Genomic DNA, 17,035 nt, shown 5'->3' with positions numbered 1-17,035 from the left:
AATGCCAAAGTATCGTTCAGCAACCACTACTCATGGTCGTAATATGGCGGGCGCTCGCGCATTATGGCGTGCGACCGGAGTTAAAGAAGAAGATTTTGGAAAGCCGATCATTGCGGTGGTCAACTCGTTTACCCAGTTTGTACCGGGCCATGTGCATCTTAAAGACATGGGGCAATTGGTGGCAGGTGAAATTGAAAAAGCCGGCGGTATCGCCAAAGAATTTAATACCATCGCGGTGGATGATGGTATCGCCATGGGTCATGGCGGCATGTTGTATTCACTGCCATCACGTGAGCTGATTGCAGACTCTGTCGAGTACATGGTTAATGCGCACTGTGCTGATGCCATGGTCTGTATCTCGAACTGTGACAAAATCACCCCGGGAATGATGATGGCGGCGCTGCGCTTAAATATTCCGGTGATTTTTGTCTCTGGCGGCCCGATGGAAGCGGGCAAAACCAAATTGTCCGATCAAATTATCAAGCTTGATTTGGTCGATGCGATGATTCAAGGGGCAGACCCGACCGTCTCTGATGAGCAAAGCCAGCAAATTGAGCGCTCGGCTTGTCCAACTTGCGGCTCTTGTTCAGGCATGTTTACCGCTAACTCCATGAACTGTTTAACCGAAGCGTTGGGACTTTCCCAGCCTGGAAATGGTTCGATGCTGGCGACTCATGCTGATCGCGAAGCGTTATTTATCAATGCGGGCAAGCGGATTGTCGAACTGACCAAGCGTTACTACGAGCAAGACGATCACTCGGCGTTGCCACGTAATATTGCTAATAAAGCGGCGTTTGAAAATGCCATGGCGCTGGATATTGCTATGGGCGGTTCTACCAATACGGTTTTACACCTCTTAGCGGCGGCGCAAGAGGGTGAGATTGATTTTGATATGACGGATATTGACCGCATGTCACGCCAAGTGCCGCATCTCTGTAAAGTGGCACCGTCGACCCAGAAATATCACATGGAAGATGTCCATCGTGCCGGAGGCGTCATGGCGATTTTGGGCGAATTGGATCGCGCAGGATTGATCAATAACCAAACCCATACCGTATTGGGGATGACCTTGCAGCAGCAATTAGCGCAATACGACATCATGCAAACTGACGATCAAGCGGTGCTCGATTTCTTTCGTGCCGGTCCTGCTGGCATTCGTACCACCAAAGCATTTTCACAATCTTGTCGCTGGGATCGATTAGACGATGATCGCACCTCAGGCTGCATTCGCAGTAAAGCCCATGCTTTTAGTCAAGATGGTGGTTTGGCGGTGCTTCGTGGCAACATTGCCTTTGACGGTTGTATTGTGAAAACCGCGGGTGTCGATGAAGACAATCTAACCTTTACTGGTCCGGCGATTGTGTTTGAAAGCCAAGATACTGCCGTAGAAGGTATTTTAGGTGGCCAAGTTAAAGCTGGTGATGTGGTAGTGATTCGCTACGAAGGTCCGAAAGGTGGCCCAGGCATGCAAGAGATGCTTTATCCAACCACCTATCTTAAATCGATGGGGCTTGGTAAGGCTTGTGCGTTATTGACCGATGGCCGCTTTTCCGGTGGTACTTCTGGCTTGTCGATTGGCCATGTCTCTCCTGAAGCCGCTAATGGTGGCACGATTGGTTTGGTCAATACCGGTGATATGATTGCGATTGATATTCCGAATCGTTCGATTAGCTTGCAGGTTTCAGAAGCGGAGCTGGCTGAACGCCGAGCTGAGCAAGATAAGCGTGGCTGGAAGCCCGTGAATCGCCAGCGTGAAGTCTCTTTAGCGCTCAAGGCTTACGCGAGTATGGCGACCAGTGCCGATAAAGGCGCGGTGCGAGATAAATCGAAACTCGAGGGCTAGCGGATGAGTGCCAGTAAGCAAACGGGCGCGGAGTATTTACGGCAAATTTTGCGTGCACCGGTCTATGATGTGGCGTTAGTGACGCCACTACAAGCAATGCCGCGCCTATCGGCGCGTATTCAAAACCGTGTGCAGTTAAAACGAGAAGACCGTCAGCCCGTGCACTCATTTAAATTGCGCGGTGCTTATAATATGGTATCGAGCTTATCCGATGCGCAAAAACACGCTGGGGTAATTGCTGCCTCCGCGGGTAACCATGCGCAGGGTATGGCGTTATCTGGGACTAAATTAGGCATTAAAACCACGATCGTGATGCCCAAAACCACCCCAGATATTAAAGTCGAAGCCGTTCGTGGCTTTGGTGGCGTGGTGATTTTGCATGGCAATAACTTTGATGAAGCGAAAGCAGAAGCGGAACGATTAGCCGCTCAGCATGGCTATACTTTTGTGCCGCCTTTTGATCACCCACTGGTGATTGCAGGTCAAGGAACGATTGGTATGGAGATGCTGCAGCAAAACGGTCATCTCGATTATATTTTCCTGCCGGTGGGTGGGGGTGGGTTAGCCGCAGGAGTGGCGGTACTCATCAAGCAGTTGATGCCCGATATTCAAGTGATTGCCGTCGAGCCAGAAGATTCAGCGTGTTTAAAAGCCGCTTTAGATGCCGGTCAACCTGTAGTACTTGACCAAGTCAGCATGTTTGCCGATGGTGTGGCGGTGAAGCGGATTGGTGATGAAACCTTCCGTTTATGCCAGCAATACATTGATGGCCACATTACGGTATCAAGTGATGAAATCTGCTCGGCGGTTAAAGATATCTTCGAAGACACGCGCGCGATTGCCGAGCCTTCAGGAGCTTTAGCCTTAGCTGGATTGAAGAAGTTTGCTGAACAGCACCAGTTAGTGGATAAGCAGCTTGGTACGGTGTTATCGGGTGCCAATACTAACTTTCATGGTTTACGTTATGTTTCTGAACGTTGTGAGTTGGGTGAAAAGCGTGAAGGACTTTTGGCGGTGACGATACCTGAACGCCAAGGCGCATTTTTTGAGTTTTGCCATATCATTGGCGGCCGTGCGGTCACCGAGTTCAACTATCGCTATAACGATGACAAACTGGCTAATATCTTTGTTGGCGTACGTTTGTTAGGCGGTCAAGAGGAGCTGCAGCATATTATCCATGATTTGCGTCAGGGCGGTTATCCGGTGGTTGATCTGTCTGACGATGAAATGGCTAAGCTGCATGTGCGTTACATGATCGGTGGTAAACCTTCGAAGCCGCTCAAAGAGCGCTTGTACAGCTTTGAGTTTCCAGAATACCCAGGTGCATTACTCAAATTTTTGAGTACCTTAGGTACCCATTGGAATATTAGCTTGTTTAATTATCGCAATCATGGCGCGGATTATGGTCGGGTACTGTGTGGCTTTGAACTGGAAGAGAGCGACTTAGCGCGTTTTTCTGCTCATCTTTATGAGCTGGGTTATCAATATAAAGATGAAACCAATAATTCCGCGTATCATTTTTTTCTATCTTAACTGAGTTAAAGTTCAGCATGCCAGTCCAATGACTGGCATTTTTTTGTCGATTATCCCCTTCCTACTTGAATCTGCAGCGGTGTTGGCCCCCAATCACATCATTTGCCTATACTCATGGGGATTCACTCACTTACCGCCTACCTGCAACTTCAAGTCGTTTGGGTATAGCTTTGTGATCATGGTATCGGTAATCTAACTATGCACCCAATCATTACTGCCGAGGTTTACGTATACTGTGGCTATTTGAATTGAAGCTCATGTTTTTATTGTCGTTATGGTGAGTTCATAGATTATGGCACCACGTCTACATTGTTAATTATCAGCAAGGAGATCCGAATGTTTAAAGCGCTAATCCTCAACCAACAAGAAAAAGCCACAACCGCGACCATCGAATCACTCGATGATACTCAATTGCCTGATGGCGAAGTTTTGGTCGCAGTGAACTACTCTTCACTCAATTATAAAGACGGGTTGGCGATTACTGGCAAAGGTAAAATTATTCGTGATTTCCCTATGGTTCCAGGGATTGATCTAGCGGGTACGGTTATTGAGTCTAAGGATGCTCGCTACCAAAGCGGTGACCAAGTGGTGTTAACCGGATGGGGCGTGGGTGAAAATCATTGGGGCGGTATGGCACAAAAGGCTCGTTTGCAAGCCGATTGGCTCGTGCCGTTAGCTTCTGGGTTGGACAGTAAACAAGCAATGATGATTGGCACTGCGGGCTTTACCGCTATGCTCTGTGTTCAAGCTCTGTTAGATGCAGGCATTAAACCTGAACAAGGTGAAATCCTCGTTACTGGTGCCAGTGGCGGTGTTGGTTCTGTTGCAGTAACACTATTAGCTAATCTAGGTTATAAAGTTGCGGCGGTCACTGGTCGTGTTGAACAAAATGGCCCACTACTCGAAAAACTCGGTGCCAGTCGAATTATTGATCGGGTTGAGTTTGAAGAGCCCGCTCGTCCTCTGGAAAAGCAGCTTTGGGCTGGGGCGATTGATACCGTAGGCAGCAAAGTATTAGCCAAAGTGTTAGCGCAAATGGATTACAATAGCACCGTTGCGGCGTGTGGTTTAGCGGGTGGCTTTGATTTACCGACGACAGTGATGCCATTTATTTTACGTAATGTACGCTTGCAAGGCGTCGATTCCGTCTCTTGCCCACCAGAAAAACGTGTCGCAGCATGGCACAGTCTCTCGCAATATTTGCCTGCCAGTTATTTTGCGCAAGCGTGCCACGAGATCACTCTTGAGCAGGTGCCTGAATTTGCACAGGCGATTACGCAAGGCCAAGTGACTGGCCGAGTAGTGATTAAACTCTAATAGAAGATAGCCGTGATTAATCAAAACTAAGACGCTGAGCGATTTGTTGTGTCTTGGTGTTGCGCTTAGGGTCTGTTTATCTTTCGCGGTTAAATTTTGTTCGAGATAAAAGTGTTTTAATCGCGGCGAGAGGTTTGTAGCCTAGTTATTCTAGGCAAAACACCTCTCAACAAAGAGTAAAACACTTTTAGCCGAACCCTTCGGGCAGCGTTTGTGGCTCCTTTCTACGGCGTTATCGGCTTCTCAGGTAGAATAACTACATTTCAAAGCCTCTGCCTTGTATAAAGAAGCCACAAACTGCTGCAAAAATCAGCTCGAAAGATAAACAGACCCTAGATAAATAGCAAAAAAAATCCCGCCATACAGCGGGGAAGCCCAAGAAAAATTGAAGCGTTATTAGCGGAGATTTGTGTTAATGGTTGGTTAAATAACTGTTAATAAATTTAGTCGATAGGATTGATTTTGCCAAGTGATTATTGAATGTTTTTTCTCCAGCCGTATTATCTACGCCTTATTTTGCTACTCGATTAGGTTTTTGCATGACATTTGACTCAACATTAGCGACCCATTCCCTTGATGCGCAAGGACTGCGTTGCCCTGAACCAGTAATGATGGTGCGAAAGACCATTCGCACCATGCAAGCTGGCGATGTGTTATTGGTGATGGCGGATGATCCTTCCACGACTCGAGATATCCCCAGTTTTTGCCGCTTTATGGATCATCAACTGTTGGCGCAGCAAACCGAGCAGTTGCCTTACCAGTACTTGATCAAAAAAGGTTTAGTCTAGTTTTGAAGTCTTTGGCAACGATGATGGATGGGAATTTAGTCGATAAAAGTAAGGCAGCAATATGATGCGCCTTACCTTATCATCTCTAGAGTAACCAGCATGAATGTTGATTATATCTGCTGATTGCGGATGAAGTTTATTCTTGGTACTCAATCGCTCGGATTTCAGCTTGCAGTTTATTGACTTGTTGCTGCAAAGTCCTTAATTCGTTATGCATTGGAATGATGTAGGCGACTCGGATCCAAGCTTCGACAGTCAGAGCAGCCATAATAATCGCTCCGGCGACCATCGGCAGCCACATATTGGTTAACGTCATACCTAATAAGGTGAGTAGAAAGCCAAAAGTGAATAAGTAGCTCTGACTTTTGGCGGTCATTCCTGTATAGCGTGTCAGCATAATTAACCCTCTTACCGCACCACGATAGGTTTAACCTAGCACGACAATAGCGATACAAATATGGCGAACATCACGCTCTTAATCGCTTTTCATCAAGAGCGTGATCCAGTGCTAACAATTTTTATCGAAAAAGCTCGGTTGTTGGGTCTTAAAATAGCGCTGCGCCAATCGCTAAGCCGACAAATAAAATAGCGCTGCGCCAATCGCTAAGCCGACAAATAAAATCGCGGTGATTTTTCGGATCAGGGCTAGTGGTAGTTTATTGGCCGATAATTTACCGATCACTACGACAGGGACATTAGCCAACAGCATACCAATCGTGGTGCCTAAAATGACCCACAATAAGGCGTCGGCATATTGGGCACCTAAGATGGAAGTGGCTATTTGGGTTTTGTCGCCAATTTCAGCAATAAAGAAGGCGATAAAACTGGCGACAAATGGCCCGCGATTAGAAATCGATTCTTCATCATCCAGTTTATCGGGAATCAACACCCAGCCAGCCATGATTAAGAAGCTCACCACCAAGACCCATTTTAATATCTCGGGCGACAAATAATCGGCAACGACGACGCCTAACCAAGCCGCTAAGGCATGATTGGCTAGCGTAGCGAGAAATATCGCCGCAATGATCGGAATCGGTTTTCGGTATCGACTGGCTAACAGTAGAGAAAGCAGTTGGGTTTTATCGCCAATTTCAGCTAAGGCGACGGTAGTAATTGAAATAGCTAATACGCTCACGACAGGCTCAATGGGGCGGGATAATTATAATAACCATAGACAAACGCCACGCCCCACCCCGGTTCGCGTTGTTTGCCTAAGGTCTTGCTCAGCTAAAATGATTTTAGCCTCGGACGCCATGGTGATTTGGCACCAATCATGTTGACGAACGAACCGTTAAGATTAAACCCTCTTACCGGCAAGCTACTCCCCAAAGACGGCGCAATTCTAATCAGGCTGTTAAGAAATCTCAAGTCTCAAATGACCTCAAGGCTTATTTTTGGGATAATTTGCTACAATCCATGGTGTAAATTGCCCTAAAAGGGATTTTTGACCATTAATTAAGCAAGATTACCCCTACTCGCTGAGCGAATATCTCGGTATACTTGTTCGCTATTTCTTATCAATTCAAACAGAAGAATCGCGCGAACCTGACTATGCAAAAATACGATATCAAAACCTTTCAGGGTATGATCCTCGCGCTGCAGGATTATTGGGCCCAACAAGGCTGTACCATTGTTCAACCATTAGATATGGAAGTTGGTGCAGGCACCTCTCACCCAATGACATGCCTGCGAGCTATCGGCCCAGAGCCTATCGCCACGGCGTATGTTCAACCTTCTCGTCGTCCAACCGACGGTCGTTATGGTGAAAACCCGAACCGCCTACAGCACTACTATCAATTTCAAGTCATCATCAAACCATCACCGGATAATATTCAAGAGCTGTATCTTGGATCACTTGAGGTATTGGGTGTTGACCCGCTGGTTCACGATATTCGTTTCGTCGAAGATAACTGGGAAAACCCAACCTTAGGCGCATGGGGATTAGGCTGGGAAGTATGGCTTAACGGTATGGAAGTGACCCAGTTTACTTACTTCCAACAAGTTGGTGGTCTTGAATGCAAACCAGTAACCGGGGAAATCACTTACGGTATTGAACGTCTGGCGATGTATATTCAGGGTGTTGATTCTGTTTATGATTTAGTCTGGACAGATGGTCCATTAGGTAAAGTAACCTATGGCGATATTTTCCATCAAAATGAAGTAGAGCAGTCAACCTACAACTTTGAACACGCGGATGTGGATTTTCTGTTCACCTTCTTCGATCAGTGTGAGAAAGAGTGCCAGTATCTGCTTGAACTCGAAAAACCATTACCATTACCGGCCTATGAGCGGATTTTAAAAGCGGGCCATGCATTTAACCTGCTTGACGCTCGTAAGGCGATTTCGGTGACTGAGCGCCAACGTTATATCCTGCGTATCCGCAACCTCACTAAAGCGGTTGCTGAAGCGTATTACGCCTCTCGCGAAGCGCTAGGCTTCCCAATGTGTAAAAAGGGTGAGGATAAATAACATGGCCAAAGAATTTCTAATCGAACTGGGTACAGAAGAGTTACCACCAAAGCAGCTGCGCACTTTAGCTGAAGCGTTTGCCGCCAATTTTAGTACAGAACTTGCCGCGGCAGAGTTGACTCATGACGGCATAAAATGGTTTGCGACCCCGCGCCGTTTGGCGCTGAAAGTCGCTAATCTTGCCGAAAAGCAAGCGGATAAAGTTCTAGAAAAACGTGGACCTGCGGTGTCTGTGGCTTTTGATGCACAAGGTAACCCGACGAAGGCAGCACAAGGTTGGGCGCGTGGTAATGGGATTACCGTTGAGCAAGCCGATCGCCTCAAAACTGAGCAAGGTGAGTGGTTGCTGTTCAAACAAGAAGTGAAAGGTCAAGCGGCGAAAGCGATTGTCGTTGAGCTGGCTGCCAAAGCATTGGCCAACTTGCCTATCGCTAAGCCAATGCGCTGGGGCGATAAAGAGACTCAATTTATTCGTCCAGTAAAAACCTTGACCATTCTGCTTGGTGATGAGTTGATCGACGGCGAAATTTTAGGCGTGGCTTCAGCACGCACCATTCGTGGTCACCGTTTTATGGGTGAGAAAGAATTTACCATCGACTCCGCCCAGCAGTATCCAGACATTTTAGAGCAACGCGGTAAAGTGATTGCCGACTACGAGACGCGTAAAGCGACGATCATTGCTGGTGCTCAGCAAGCGGCCCAACAAGTGGGTGGTATTGCAGAACTCGATGACGATTTAGTGGAAGAGGTTACCGCGTTAGTGGAATGGCCGGTGGTTTTAACGGCTAAATTTGAAGAGAAATTCCTCAATGTACCATCGGAAGCCTTGGTGTACACCATGAAAGGTGACCAAAAATACTTCCCAGTGTATGACGCCAATAAGCAATTATTACCTAACTTTATCTTTGTGACCAACATTGAGTCTAAAGAGCCACGCCACGTTATCGAAGGTAACGAAAAGGTGGTACGTCCACGTCTGGCTGATGCTGAATTCTTCTTTAATACCGACCTCAAGAGCAAGCTAATTGATCGCTTGCCACAGCTTGAAACGGCGATTTTCCAGCAGAAATTGGGCACAATTAAAGATAAGACTGACCGCATCACAGAGTTAGCCGGTTATATTGCAGAGCAAATTGGCGCTGACGTTACACAAGCCAAACGTGCAGGTTTGCTCGCTAAATGTGATTTAATGACCTCAATGGTGTTTGAGTTTACCGACACTCAAGGTGTGATGGGCATGCATTATGCTCGCCATGATGGTGAGCCAGAAGCGGTAGCATTGGCGATGAACGAGCAGTATATGCCGCGCTTTGCTGGTGATCAGTTGCCGAGTGATGGGGTTTCTTCTGCGCTAGCGATGGCAGATAAACTGGATACCATCGTCGGCATTTTCGGGATTGGCCAAGCACCAAAAGGTTCTGATCCTTTTGCTTTGCGCCGCGCTTCTTTAGGTGTGCTGCGGATCATCGTTGAATACGGCTACAAGCTTGACTTAGTGGATTTGGTCGCGAAAGCGAAATCCCTCTTTGGTGATCGTTTGACTAATGAAGCGGTTGAACACGATGTGATTGAATTCATGCTGGGTCGCTTCCGCGCTTGGTATCAAGACGAAGGCTTTAGTGTTGATGTTATTCAAGCGGTGTTGGCGCGTCGTCCAACCAAGCCGGCTGATTTTGATCAGCGGGTAAAAGCCGTGTCACACTTCCGTGAACTTGAAGCGGCAGAAGCGTTGGCAGCAGCCAATAAGCGGGTTGGGAATATTCTCGCGAAGTTTGCTGGTCAGTTACCTGCTGAGGTTGATCTCGCGTTATTGCAAGAACCCGCAGAGAAAGCCTTGGCACAAGACGTGGCCGTGATGAGCGAAGCCCTTGAGCCAGTCTTTGCGTCAGGTGATTATCAGCAAGCACTGAGTCAATTGGCCTCACTACGTGAACCCGTTGATGCGTTCTTTGATAATGTGATGGTGATGGCTGACGACGAAGCGCTAAAGCAAAACCGTTTAACTTTGCTTAACGACTTGCGTAACTTATTCCTGCAAATTGCTGACATTTCTCTGTTACAAAAGTAATCATTAGCAATAAACCATACGGTTTGTGATTGAAGCCCAACTCAAATGAGTTGGGCTTTTTTTCAACTGAATACTCTGGTGTTCAAAAATAGTACTTTGATAGGTAAAAGCATTGCGGTATGTTCAAGGATTGATCGATGAGCATGGCATCGTTTTATGCTCCTTTAGGCAAGTTAATACAATTATGAATTAGGCAGTCAGCAATGCAGTTTTCAAAATTTGGTGAAAAATTTAATCAGTATTCCGGTATTACCCAATTAATGGATGATTTGAATGATGGTCTGCGCACCCCCGGAGCTATTATGCTCGGTGGCGGAAATCCTGCCGCTATACCAGCGATGATCGACTATTTTCATCAAACCAGCGCTGAGATGCTGAGCAACGGTGAGCTGATCGCTGCGCTGAGTAATTACGATGGTCCGCAAGGGAAAGATCGTTTCGTTAAATCGCTCGCTGCGCTGCTAAAAACGACTTATGGCTGGGAAATTAGTGAGAAAAACATCAGCTTAACCAATGGTAGCCAAAGTGGTTTTTTCTATTTATTTAACTTATTCGCCGGTCAGCAGCCCGATGGCTCTCATAAGAAGGTTTTACTGCCGTTGGCTCCGGAATACATTGGTTATGGCGACGCAGGGATTGATGACGATCTGTTTATCTCTTATCGACCCGAGATTGAAATGCTTGATGATGGGTTATTCAAATACCATGTCGACTTTAACCAGTTAACGGTTGATTCGTCCATTGCGGCGATCTGCGCCTCTCGTCCTACCAACCCGACGGGTAATGTCTTGACCGAAGATGAGATCCATAAGCTCGATCAGTTAGCGCGGGATAATGGCATCCCGTTGATTATTGATAATGCTTATGGTGTGCCATTTCCTAATATCATTTTTGAACAGGTTGAGCCGTTTTGGAATGACAATACCATTTTGTGTATGAGTTTATCTAAACTCGGTTTGCCGGGGGTACGTTGCGGCATTGTCATCGCCAATGAAACGGTGACTCAAGCTTTAACCAATATGAATGGCATTATTAGTTTAGCCCCTGGCAGTGTTGGCCCCGCGATAGCTCAGCATATGATTGAGCGAGGGGATTTACTGCGCTTGAGTGATGAAGTTATTCGCCCATTTTATCAACAAAAATCACAAACCGCGGTGAAGTTACTTCAGCAGGCGATACCTGACCCGCGCTTTCGGATCCACAAACCTGAAGGGGCGATTTTCCTATGGCTGTGGTTTGATGAATTGCCGATCAGCACTATGGCGCTGTATCAGCGTCTTAAAGATCGAGGAGTATTGGTTGTTCCTGGTGAATATTTCTTTATTGGCCAACAGGAAGACTGGCCACATGCTCATCAATGTCTACGGATGAACTATGTGCAAGATGATCAGGAAATGCAAAAAGGTATTCAGATTATCGCCGAAGAAGTCGCTAAGGCTTATCAGCAAGCTGAGCAGTCATCGATCTGCTGAAGGTGTTAGGGACTGTTATCACCACCGCCAGCCTAATGTGTGGCTGGGGTGGTTTTAGGCGATGAGTCAGCGTTTAATCATGTTTGTGCAGCGCTGGAAAATTCTCTTTATCTAATAGCTGGCTAAGGCGCGCAAGGCGTCTTTGCAGTTCACCGCTATAATCGGCACTGATATTAATATGGCCCATTTTACGCCCCGGGCGTTTTTGTTTGCCATACCAATGGACATGACACCCTTCCATAGCAAGCAACGCGTCCGGCAGGCTATCAAGGCCTAAGACGTTAATCATCGCTGTCGGGCGGATCAGTTGCGTGCTACCTAATGGTAAACCACATACGGCGCGCAAATGGTTTTCAAATTGACATGTTTCGGCACCTTGTTGTGTCCAGTGACCGGAGTTATGCACTCGAGGAGCAATTTCATTGACCAGCAGCTGCCCGTTGACATCAAAAAATTCTAAAGCCAGCACACCCACATAATCTAATTGCTCAGCTACCGCGCGAAAGATGCTTTCGGCTTGTTGTTGTAGCGCGAGATCATCCAACGAGGTGGATAAACTCAACACGCCATTGGTATGCACATTTTCCGTCAGGGGATAGGTCACTATGCTGCCATCTTGTCCTCTCGCGCCAATTAACGAGACTTCGCGATCAAAAGCGATAAATTGCTCGGCAATGATGGTTTGTTGCGCTGAGCTTGCTAAGCAGTCTTGTAGCTCAAGCCAAATGTGATCAATATCTTGCGCTTGTTTGAGACGCCATTGCCCCTTGCCATCATAACCACCAAGCGCGCTTTTTAAAACCATCGGTAGTCCAATGGTTTCGATAGCAGTGAGCAAATCGTCACGAGATTGTACGATGGCGTATTGAGCACTATTTACAGCCGCTTGCTTAAGTAATGCTTTTTCACGCTGCCGATTGCCACCAGCTTTGATGGCCGTTTGGTTCGGTAACAGCTTGCCACTTTGCGCGCATTGCTCAAGTATATCATCAGGAATATGTTCAAATTCAGCGGTAATCACATCCGCTTGGTCAATGGCCAGAGCCAGCTCTTGGCCGATGACTTGCCCCGTGATCGGCTGCACGATATTACCGGTTGTTACATCAAACGCATGGATCTCAATATTCAGCGGAGTGCCTGCTAGCGCCATCATGCGGGCTAATTGGCCAGCCCCTAAGACTAAAACTTGCATGTGATTAGTCCTCTGCTGGATTAGGGTTGGCGAGCACGGTTTCGGTTTGCGCTAAACGAAAGGCATCGATTTTCGCCATGATATGGTGATCATGTGTGGCTAGGATTTGTGCGGCTAATAAGCCAGCATTAGCGGCTCCCGCCTCACCGATAGCCAGCGTTCCTACCGCAATGCCTTTTGGCATCTGCACGATGGAGAGAAGTGAGTCCATCCCGTTAAGGGCTTTTGATTGTACTGGCACGCCAAGCACAGGCAAGCTAGTAAAGGCAGCCGTCATGCCCGGTAAATGTGCCGCGCCGCCGGCGCCAGCGATGATAACTTTAATACCTCGTTGCTGAGCGCTGCTAGCGTAATCAGCCAGTAGTTGAGGAGTTCGGTGAGCAGACACCACCTTGGTTTCATAATCGATCCCAAATTGCTCCAACATCTCTGCGGCTAGCTTCATGGTTGGCCAATCGGATTTCGAACCCATAATAATCGCCACTTTCATTTCCAACTCCTTCAAACATCATCACATTAGGGTGAATGGGTTACTTGCGCGCATTATACGAGTATTTTTTTCTTAGGAAAACGTTTGCGTCATGGTTATTTTGCCAAAGATACCATTTGTCATTAAATAGCTTTAGCCTGTTTCAGCCAGAATTTGTAAACTCAGTGAGTCGATTAAATGTCACAAGAGAAAGGTATCGTGGATAATTTTCAATTTTGTTTACAGGCATTACGTGATGGTGATGTTATTGCCTATCCAACCGAAGGGGTGTTCGGTGTCGGATGCGATCCGGATAACCCGCAAGCCATTGAAAAACTACTCACGCTGAAACAGCGACCGGTAGAAAAAGGCTTGATTTTGATTGCGGCCTCTTATCAGCAATTGTTGCCGTATATTGATGAAAGCCAACTAAGCGCAGAACAATTGGCAACGATTCATGCGACTTGGCCGGGACCCGTTACATGGGTGATGCCTGCTAGTCAGAAAGTCTCGTCATGGGTCAGCGGTCAGTTTGACTCGATTGCGGTGCGAGTCACCGATCATCCACTAGTACAACAGTTATGTAATGCGTTCGGTAAACCGCTTACCTCGACCAGTGCTAATTTAACAGGGCTGCCGCCGTGTATGACCACTGAGCAAGTTGAGCAGCAACTGGGTGAGCACCTGCCAGCTATTTTACGCGGTGAAACTGGTGGTAGAAATAAACCGAGTGAAATTCGTGACGCGAAAACGGGTCAAATTTTAAGACAAGGTTAAGTAAGGAAATCGACGATGCCAGACATTGATAAGCAAGCGGTAAAGCAGTTTTTGCTTGAGTTACAAGACAGTATTTGCCAGCAATTAGAACAGGCCGATGGCAAGGCCAAGTTTGTCGAAGAAATCTGGCATCGTGAGCCGGGCGAACGCTTAGGCGGCGGTGGGCGAACACGAGTAATGACCGACGGCTTGGTATTTGAGCAAGGCGGCGTTAATTTTTCTCATGTTACTGGTCAACAAATGCCAGCATCCGCCACCGCTCACCGTCCGGAGTTAGCTGGTCGGCGCTTTGAAGCGATGGGTGTGTCGTTAGTGATGCATCCGCATAACCCTTTTGTACCCACCTCTCATGCCAATGTGCGCTTTTTTATTGCTGAAAAAGAGGGAGAAACGCCCATTTGGTGGTTTGGTGGAGGCTTTGATTTAACGCCGTTTTATCCATTTTTAGAGGATGTGCAAGCATGGCACACGACGGCGCGAACCTTGTGTTCTTCTTTTGGTGATCAGGTTTATGCTGAACATAAGGCTTGGTGTGATGATTACTTCTTTTTACCGCACCGTAACGAGACTCGCGGTGTCGGTGGGCTCTTTTTCGACGACTTAAACCAATGGCCATTTGCTGAGTGTTTTGCCTATATGCAAGCGGTTGGTAAAGGATACACTGAAGCTTACTTACCGATTGTTGCGCGACGTAAAGAGACGGCCTATGGTGAAGCGCAGCGGCAATTTCAGTTATATCGCCGTGGTCGATACGTGGAATTTAACTTAGTTTATGACCGAGGGACGCTATTTGGGCTACAAACTGGAGGGCGTACCGAGTCAATACTGATGTCGATGCCACCGTTAGTGCGCTGGGAATACAATTACCAGCCAGAGCCGAATAGCCCAGAGGCTAAATTGGCGGAATTTTTAGTACCACGCGATTGGTGACAGAAAATCAACGCAGTGATAGGGTCTGAAAAGATACTTTGGTTAATTTAGGTTAATGACATGGAATATCAACACGATCGTTATGCCGTCTTTGGCAATCCGATTGGGCACAGTAAATCGCCCTTTATTCATGGCTTGTTTGCACGTCAAACCAATCAAAGCATGAACTACACGGCACAGATGGCAGCGATTGATGGTTTTGAGCAGGCGATCAACGAATTTTTTGCCCACGGTGGTAAAGGTTGCAATGTGACCGTACCGTTTAAAGAGCAGGCCTTTCAGCTGGCGGATCGTTTAACAGAGCGAGCGCAATTAGCTGGTGCCGTCAACACTCTGAAAAAACTGGATGATGGAGAAGTGCTCGGTGATAATACCGATGGAGAAGGTTTGGTTCAAGACTTGCTGCAGCATCAAGTCCCGTTGGCTGGGGCGAAGATTTTATTAATTGGTGCGGGTGGGGCTGCTCGAGGCGTTATCAAGCCGCTATTGGATCAACAGCCGGAGCTTATTGTGATTACTAACCGGACATTATCCAAAGCGGAAGGTCTTGCACAGCAGTTTTCTGTTCATGGCGCCGTGATCGCCCAACCAATGAGTCAACGGTATACGCCGTTTGATCTTGTCATTAACTCGACCTCAGCCAGCTTGGACGGAGAGCGACCGCAGGTATCTGAGACCATTTTTAGCCCGCGTAGCATTGCTTACGACATGATGTACAGTAAGCAACCAACGGCGTTTAATCAGTGGGCTAAGGAACAAGGATGTCATTCAGTTTATGACGGGCTAGGCATGTTAGTCGCACAAGCAGCAGAAAGCTTTATGTTATGGCGAGGGTTACGCCCAGGGACTAAGCAGGTGCTACGTGAATTAAGAAAAAACTTATCTGGTGGTGTATGAACCAAGCGATTTTATTTACCGATGATCAACAGTGGAATGAGCAGCAGCAAGCGGTTGAGTTTTCCGCGCAGCAGAGTGGTGCGCTTATCCGTTGTTTTATTTCTCTATCTGAGCTGCAATCTTGGTCTGGGGTGACGATTACCAGCCCACAGCAGGCACTGACGGTGTTTAGTGAGTGGCGCTTTGATATTGAAGAACAAGCGGAGCAGCTAATTGAAGAAGAGTGCTTCACTTCAGCCGGTATGATTGAGGTGCTAAAACCGTAAACACCTCATGGGCGGGCTCGAAAGGTCAATAGACCTAGAACAATGATGTAGCTAGAGTTGCGATGGTTCAGCTAAGTACTCATTTTTAGTTTGTACATAGTTACTCGCTGATTGCAGTAAAAATTGTCGCTCTGCTTCAGTTAGCTTACGGGCTTGTTTCACCGGACTTCCGACGTACAAATAGCTGCTGACCAAGGTTTTTCCGGGCGGCACTAAGCTACCCGCACCTATCATTACCTCACTTTCAATGATGGCACCATCAAGAATAATCGATCCCATCCCCACCAGAACTCGATCATGAATGGTGCAGCCATGCAGCATGACTTTATGGCCAATAGTGACATCATTACCGATCAGCAACGGATAACCATTAGGATTGTGGCTATTTTTATGGGTGACGTGTAAAACGCTACCATCTTGTATATTGGTGCGTGCACCAATACGGATATGGTTGACGTCACCACGTGCCGCGACTAAAGGCCAAATGCTGGAATCACTCTCGATAGTGATATCGCCGACTAAAACCGAACTGTTATCTATATAGACACGTTCATTTAGCGTCGGTAATACCCCTTTATAACTTCGGATAGAACTCATCAAACCATCCTTAACAGGCTTAAATTGCAGTAAACAAGCTAAGAATAGTACTAGAAATGGCTTTTCTGAGCAATAATTAGCCTTTTAAGCTAAAAATAACAAAAAAAGTAAAAAAGCACTTGCCAAGTTCATCAGGCTCCCTATAATGCGACCTCACTGACACGGCAGACGCCGCAAGGCTTCAAGCAGTGTTAGTTGAGGGAAAGCTTCTAAAAAGAAAATTTGAAAAAGTGTTTGACTCTTCAAATTAATTCGCTAGAATTCACCTCCGCTTCGAAGCTCAACGAGAAATTCGCAAGCCAGCTCTTTAACAATTTAAACCAATCAATCTGTGTGGGCACTCGTTGATGATAATCAAAATGCTTAGCAATAAGCACTTCGGTTTCAATGAACTGAGTGACCAAATTGATAGGGCTT

At 46.9% G+C, this 17,035-nt stretch carries 16 protein-coding genes; 11 read left to right on the top strand and 5 right to left on the bottom strand.

All coding sequences use genetic code 11. The annotated features are described in order from the left end of the window. The first annotated feature begins 1 nt into the window (after position 1). The 4 genes from ilvD (at position 2) to tusA (ending at position 5,481) form a co-directional block, all read left to right on the top strand. Complete coding sequence (ilvD, locus tag FKN93_RS09810) at positions 2–1,843, top strand: dihydroxy-acid dehydratase (protein ID WP_158144526.1); 1,842 nt, start codon at positions 2–4, stop codon at positions 1,841–1,843. Between the two features lie 3 nt (positions 1,844–1,846). After that, positions 1,847–3,376 carry a threonine ammonia-lyase, biosynthetic gene (gene ilvA, locus FKN93_RS09805; RefSeq protein ID WP_158144527.1) on the top strand — a complete coding sequence of 510 codons (1,530 nt, stop codon included), beginning with the start codon at positions 1,847–1,849 and terminating at the stop codon, positions 3,374–3,376. A 336-nt stretch (positions 3,377–3,712) separates the two neighbouring features. Next, positions 3,713–4,693 carry an MDR family oxidoreductase gene (locus FKN93_RS09800; protein ID WP_170905014.1) on the top strand — a complete coding sequence of 327 codons (981 nt, stop codon included), beginning with the start codon at positions 3,713–3,715 and terminating at the stop codon, positions 4,691–4,693. A gap of 539 nt (positions 4,694–5,232) precedes the next feature. Then, on the top strand, positions 5,233–5,481 hold the full coding sequence (gene tusA, locus FKN93_RS09795) for a sulfurtransferase TusA (protein WP_040905808.1): 249 nt from the start codon (positions 5,233–5,235) through the stop codon (positions 5,479–5,481). A 136-nt stretch (positions 5,482–5,617) separates the two neighbouring features. Here the strand turns inward: tusA and FKN93_RS09790 are convergent, their stop codons facing one another. After that, positions 5,618–5,878, bottom strand: coding sequence for a hypothetical protein (locus FKN93_RS09790; RefSeq protein ID WP_040905811.1), 261 nt, complete (start codon positions 5,876–5,878; stop codon positions 5,618–5,620). A gap of 171 nt (positions 5,879–6,049) precedes the next feature. Beyond that, entirely contained in the window at positions 6,050–6,616 is a 567-nt protein-coding gene (locus tag FKN93_RS09785; RefSeq protein WP_170905013.1) for a TMEM165/GDT1 family protein, read from the bottom strand. Between the two features lie 416 nt (positions 6,617–7,032). Between FKN93_RS09785 and glyQ the strand changes: the two genes are divergently transcribed. The 3 genes from glyQ (at position 7,033) to FKN93_RS09770 (ending at position 11,490) form a co-directional block, all read left to right on the top strand. Next, positions 7,033–7,950 (top strand): glycine--tRNA ligase subunit alpha, encoded by a 918-nt coding sequence (gene glyQ / locus FKN93_RS09780; RefSeq protein WP_004397605.1) that lies wholly within the window; start codon positions 7,033–7,035, stop codon positions 7,948–7,950. Between the two features lies 1 nt (position 7,951). After that, positions 7,952–10,018 (top strand): glycine--tRNA ligase subunit beta, encoded by a 2,067-nt coding sequence (glyS, locus tag FKN93_RS09775; protein ID WP_170905012.1) that lies wholly within the window; start codon positions 7,952–7,954, stop codon positions 10,016–10,018. 203 nt (positions 10,019–10,221) lie between these two features. Next, positions 10,222–11,490 (top strand): valine--pyruvate transaminase, encoded by a 1,269-nt coding sequence (locus FKN93_RS09770; RefSeq protein ID WP_170905011.1) that lies wholly within the window; start codon positions 10,222–10,224, stop codon positions 11,488–11,490. A 73-nt stretch (positions 11,491–11,563) separates the two neighbouring features. Here the strand turns inward: FKN93_RS09770 and FKN93_RS09765 are convergent, their stop codons facing one another. Then, complete coding sequence (locus FKN93_RS09765; RefSeq protein ID WP_170905010.1) at positions 11,564–12,682, bottom strand: 5-(carboxyamino)imidazole ribonucleotide synthase; 1,119 nt, start codon at positions 12,680–12,682, stop codon at positions 11,564–11,566. Between the two features lie 4 nt (positions 12,683–12,686). Further along, a complete protein-coding gene (gene purE, locus FKN93_RS09760) occupies positions 12,687–13,172 on the bottom strand; it encodes a 5-(carboxyamino)imidazole ribonucleotide mutase (protein WP_004397609.1) in 486 nt (161 codons plus the stop codon). Between the two features lie 198 nt (positions 13,173–13,370). Here purE and FKN93_RS09755 point away from each other — a divergent pair, with 198 nt between their 5' ends. Genes FKN93_RS09755 through FKN93_RS09740 form a run of 4 tightly spaced genes read left to right on the top strand, consistent with a single transcriptional unit; the run spans position 13,371 to position 16,021 of the window. Continuing rightward, positions 13,371–13,928, top strand: coding sequence for an L-threonylcarbamoyladenylate synthase (locus tag FKN93_RS09755; RefSeq protein ID WP_154170719.1), 558 nt, complete (start codon positions 13,371–13,373; stop codon positions 13,926–13,928). 15 nt (positions 13,929–13,943) lie between these two features. Beyond that, a complete protein-coding gene (gene hemF / locus FKN93_RS09750) occupies positions 13,944–14,858 on the top strand; it encodes an oxygen-dependent coproporphyrinogen oxidase (RefSeq protein WP_170905009.1) in 915 nt (304 codons plus the stop codon). A 60-nt stretch (positions 14,859–14,918) separates the two neighbouring features. Continuing rightward, positions 14,919–15,755, top strand: coding sequence for a shikimate dehydrogenase (gene aroE / locus FKN93_RS09745; protein WP_170905008.1), 837 nt, complete (start codon positions 14,919–14,921; stop codon positions 15,753–15,755). Further along, entirely contained in the window at positions 15,752–16,021 is a 270-nt protein-coding gene (locus tag FKN93_RS09740) for a DUF1488 domain-containing protein (RefSeq protein WP_170905007.1), read from the top strand. The genes aroE and FKN93_RS09740 overlap by 4 nt, the downstream gene beginning before the upstream one ends. A gap of 51 nt (positions 16,022–16,072) precedes the next feature. On the opposite strand, the gene FKN93_RS09735 is transcribed toward FKN93_RS09740, so the two are convergent. After that, positions 16,073–16,618 carry a gamma carbonic anhydrase family protein gene (locus FKN93_RS09735; protein WP_170905006.1) on the bottom strand — a complete coding sequence of 182 codons (546 nt, stop codon included), beginning with the start codon at positions 16,616–16,618 and terminating at the stop codon, positions 16,073–16,075. Between the last annotated feature and the right edge of the window lie 417 nt (positions 16,619–17,035).

Origin of the sequence: Vibrio sp. A8-1 (assembly GCF_013048685.1) — a bacterium.
GTDB lineage: Bacteria > Pseudomonadota > Gammaproteobacteria > Enterobacterales > Vibrionaceae > Vibrio > Vibrio metschnikovii.
This window is presented reverse-complemented; position numbering and strand designations above follow the sequence as displayed.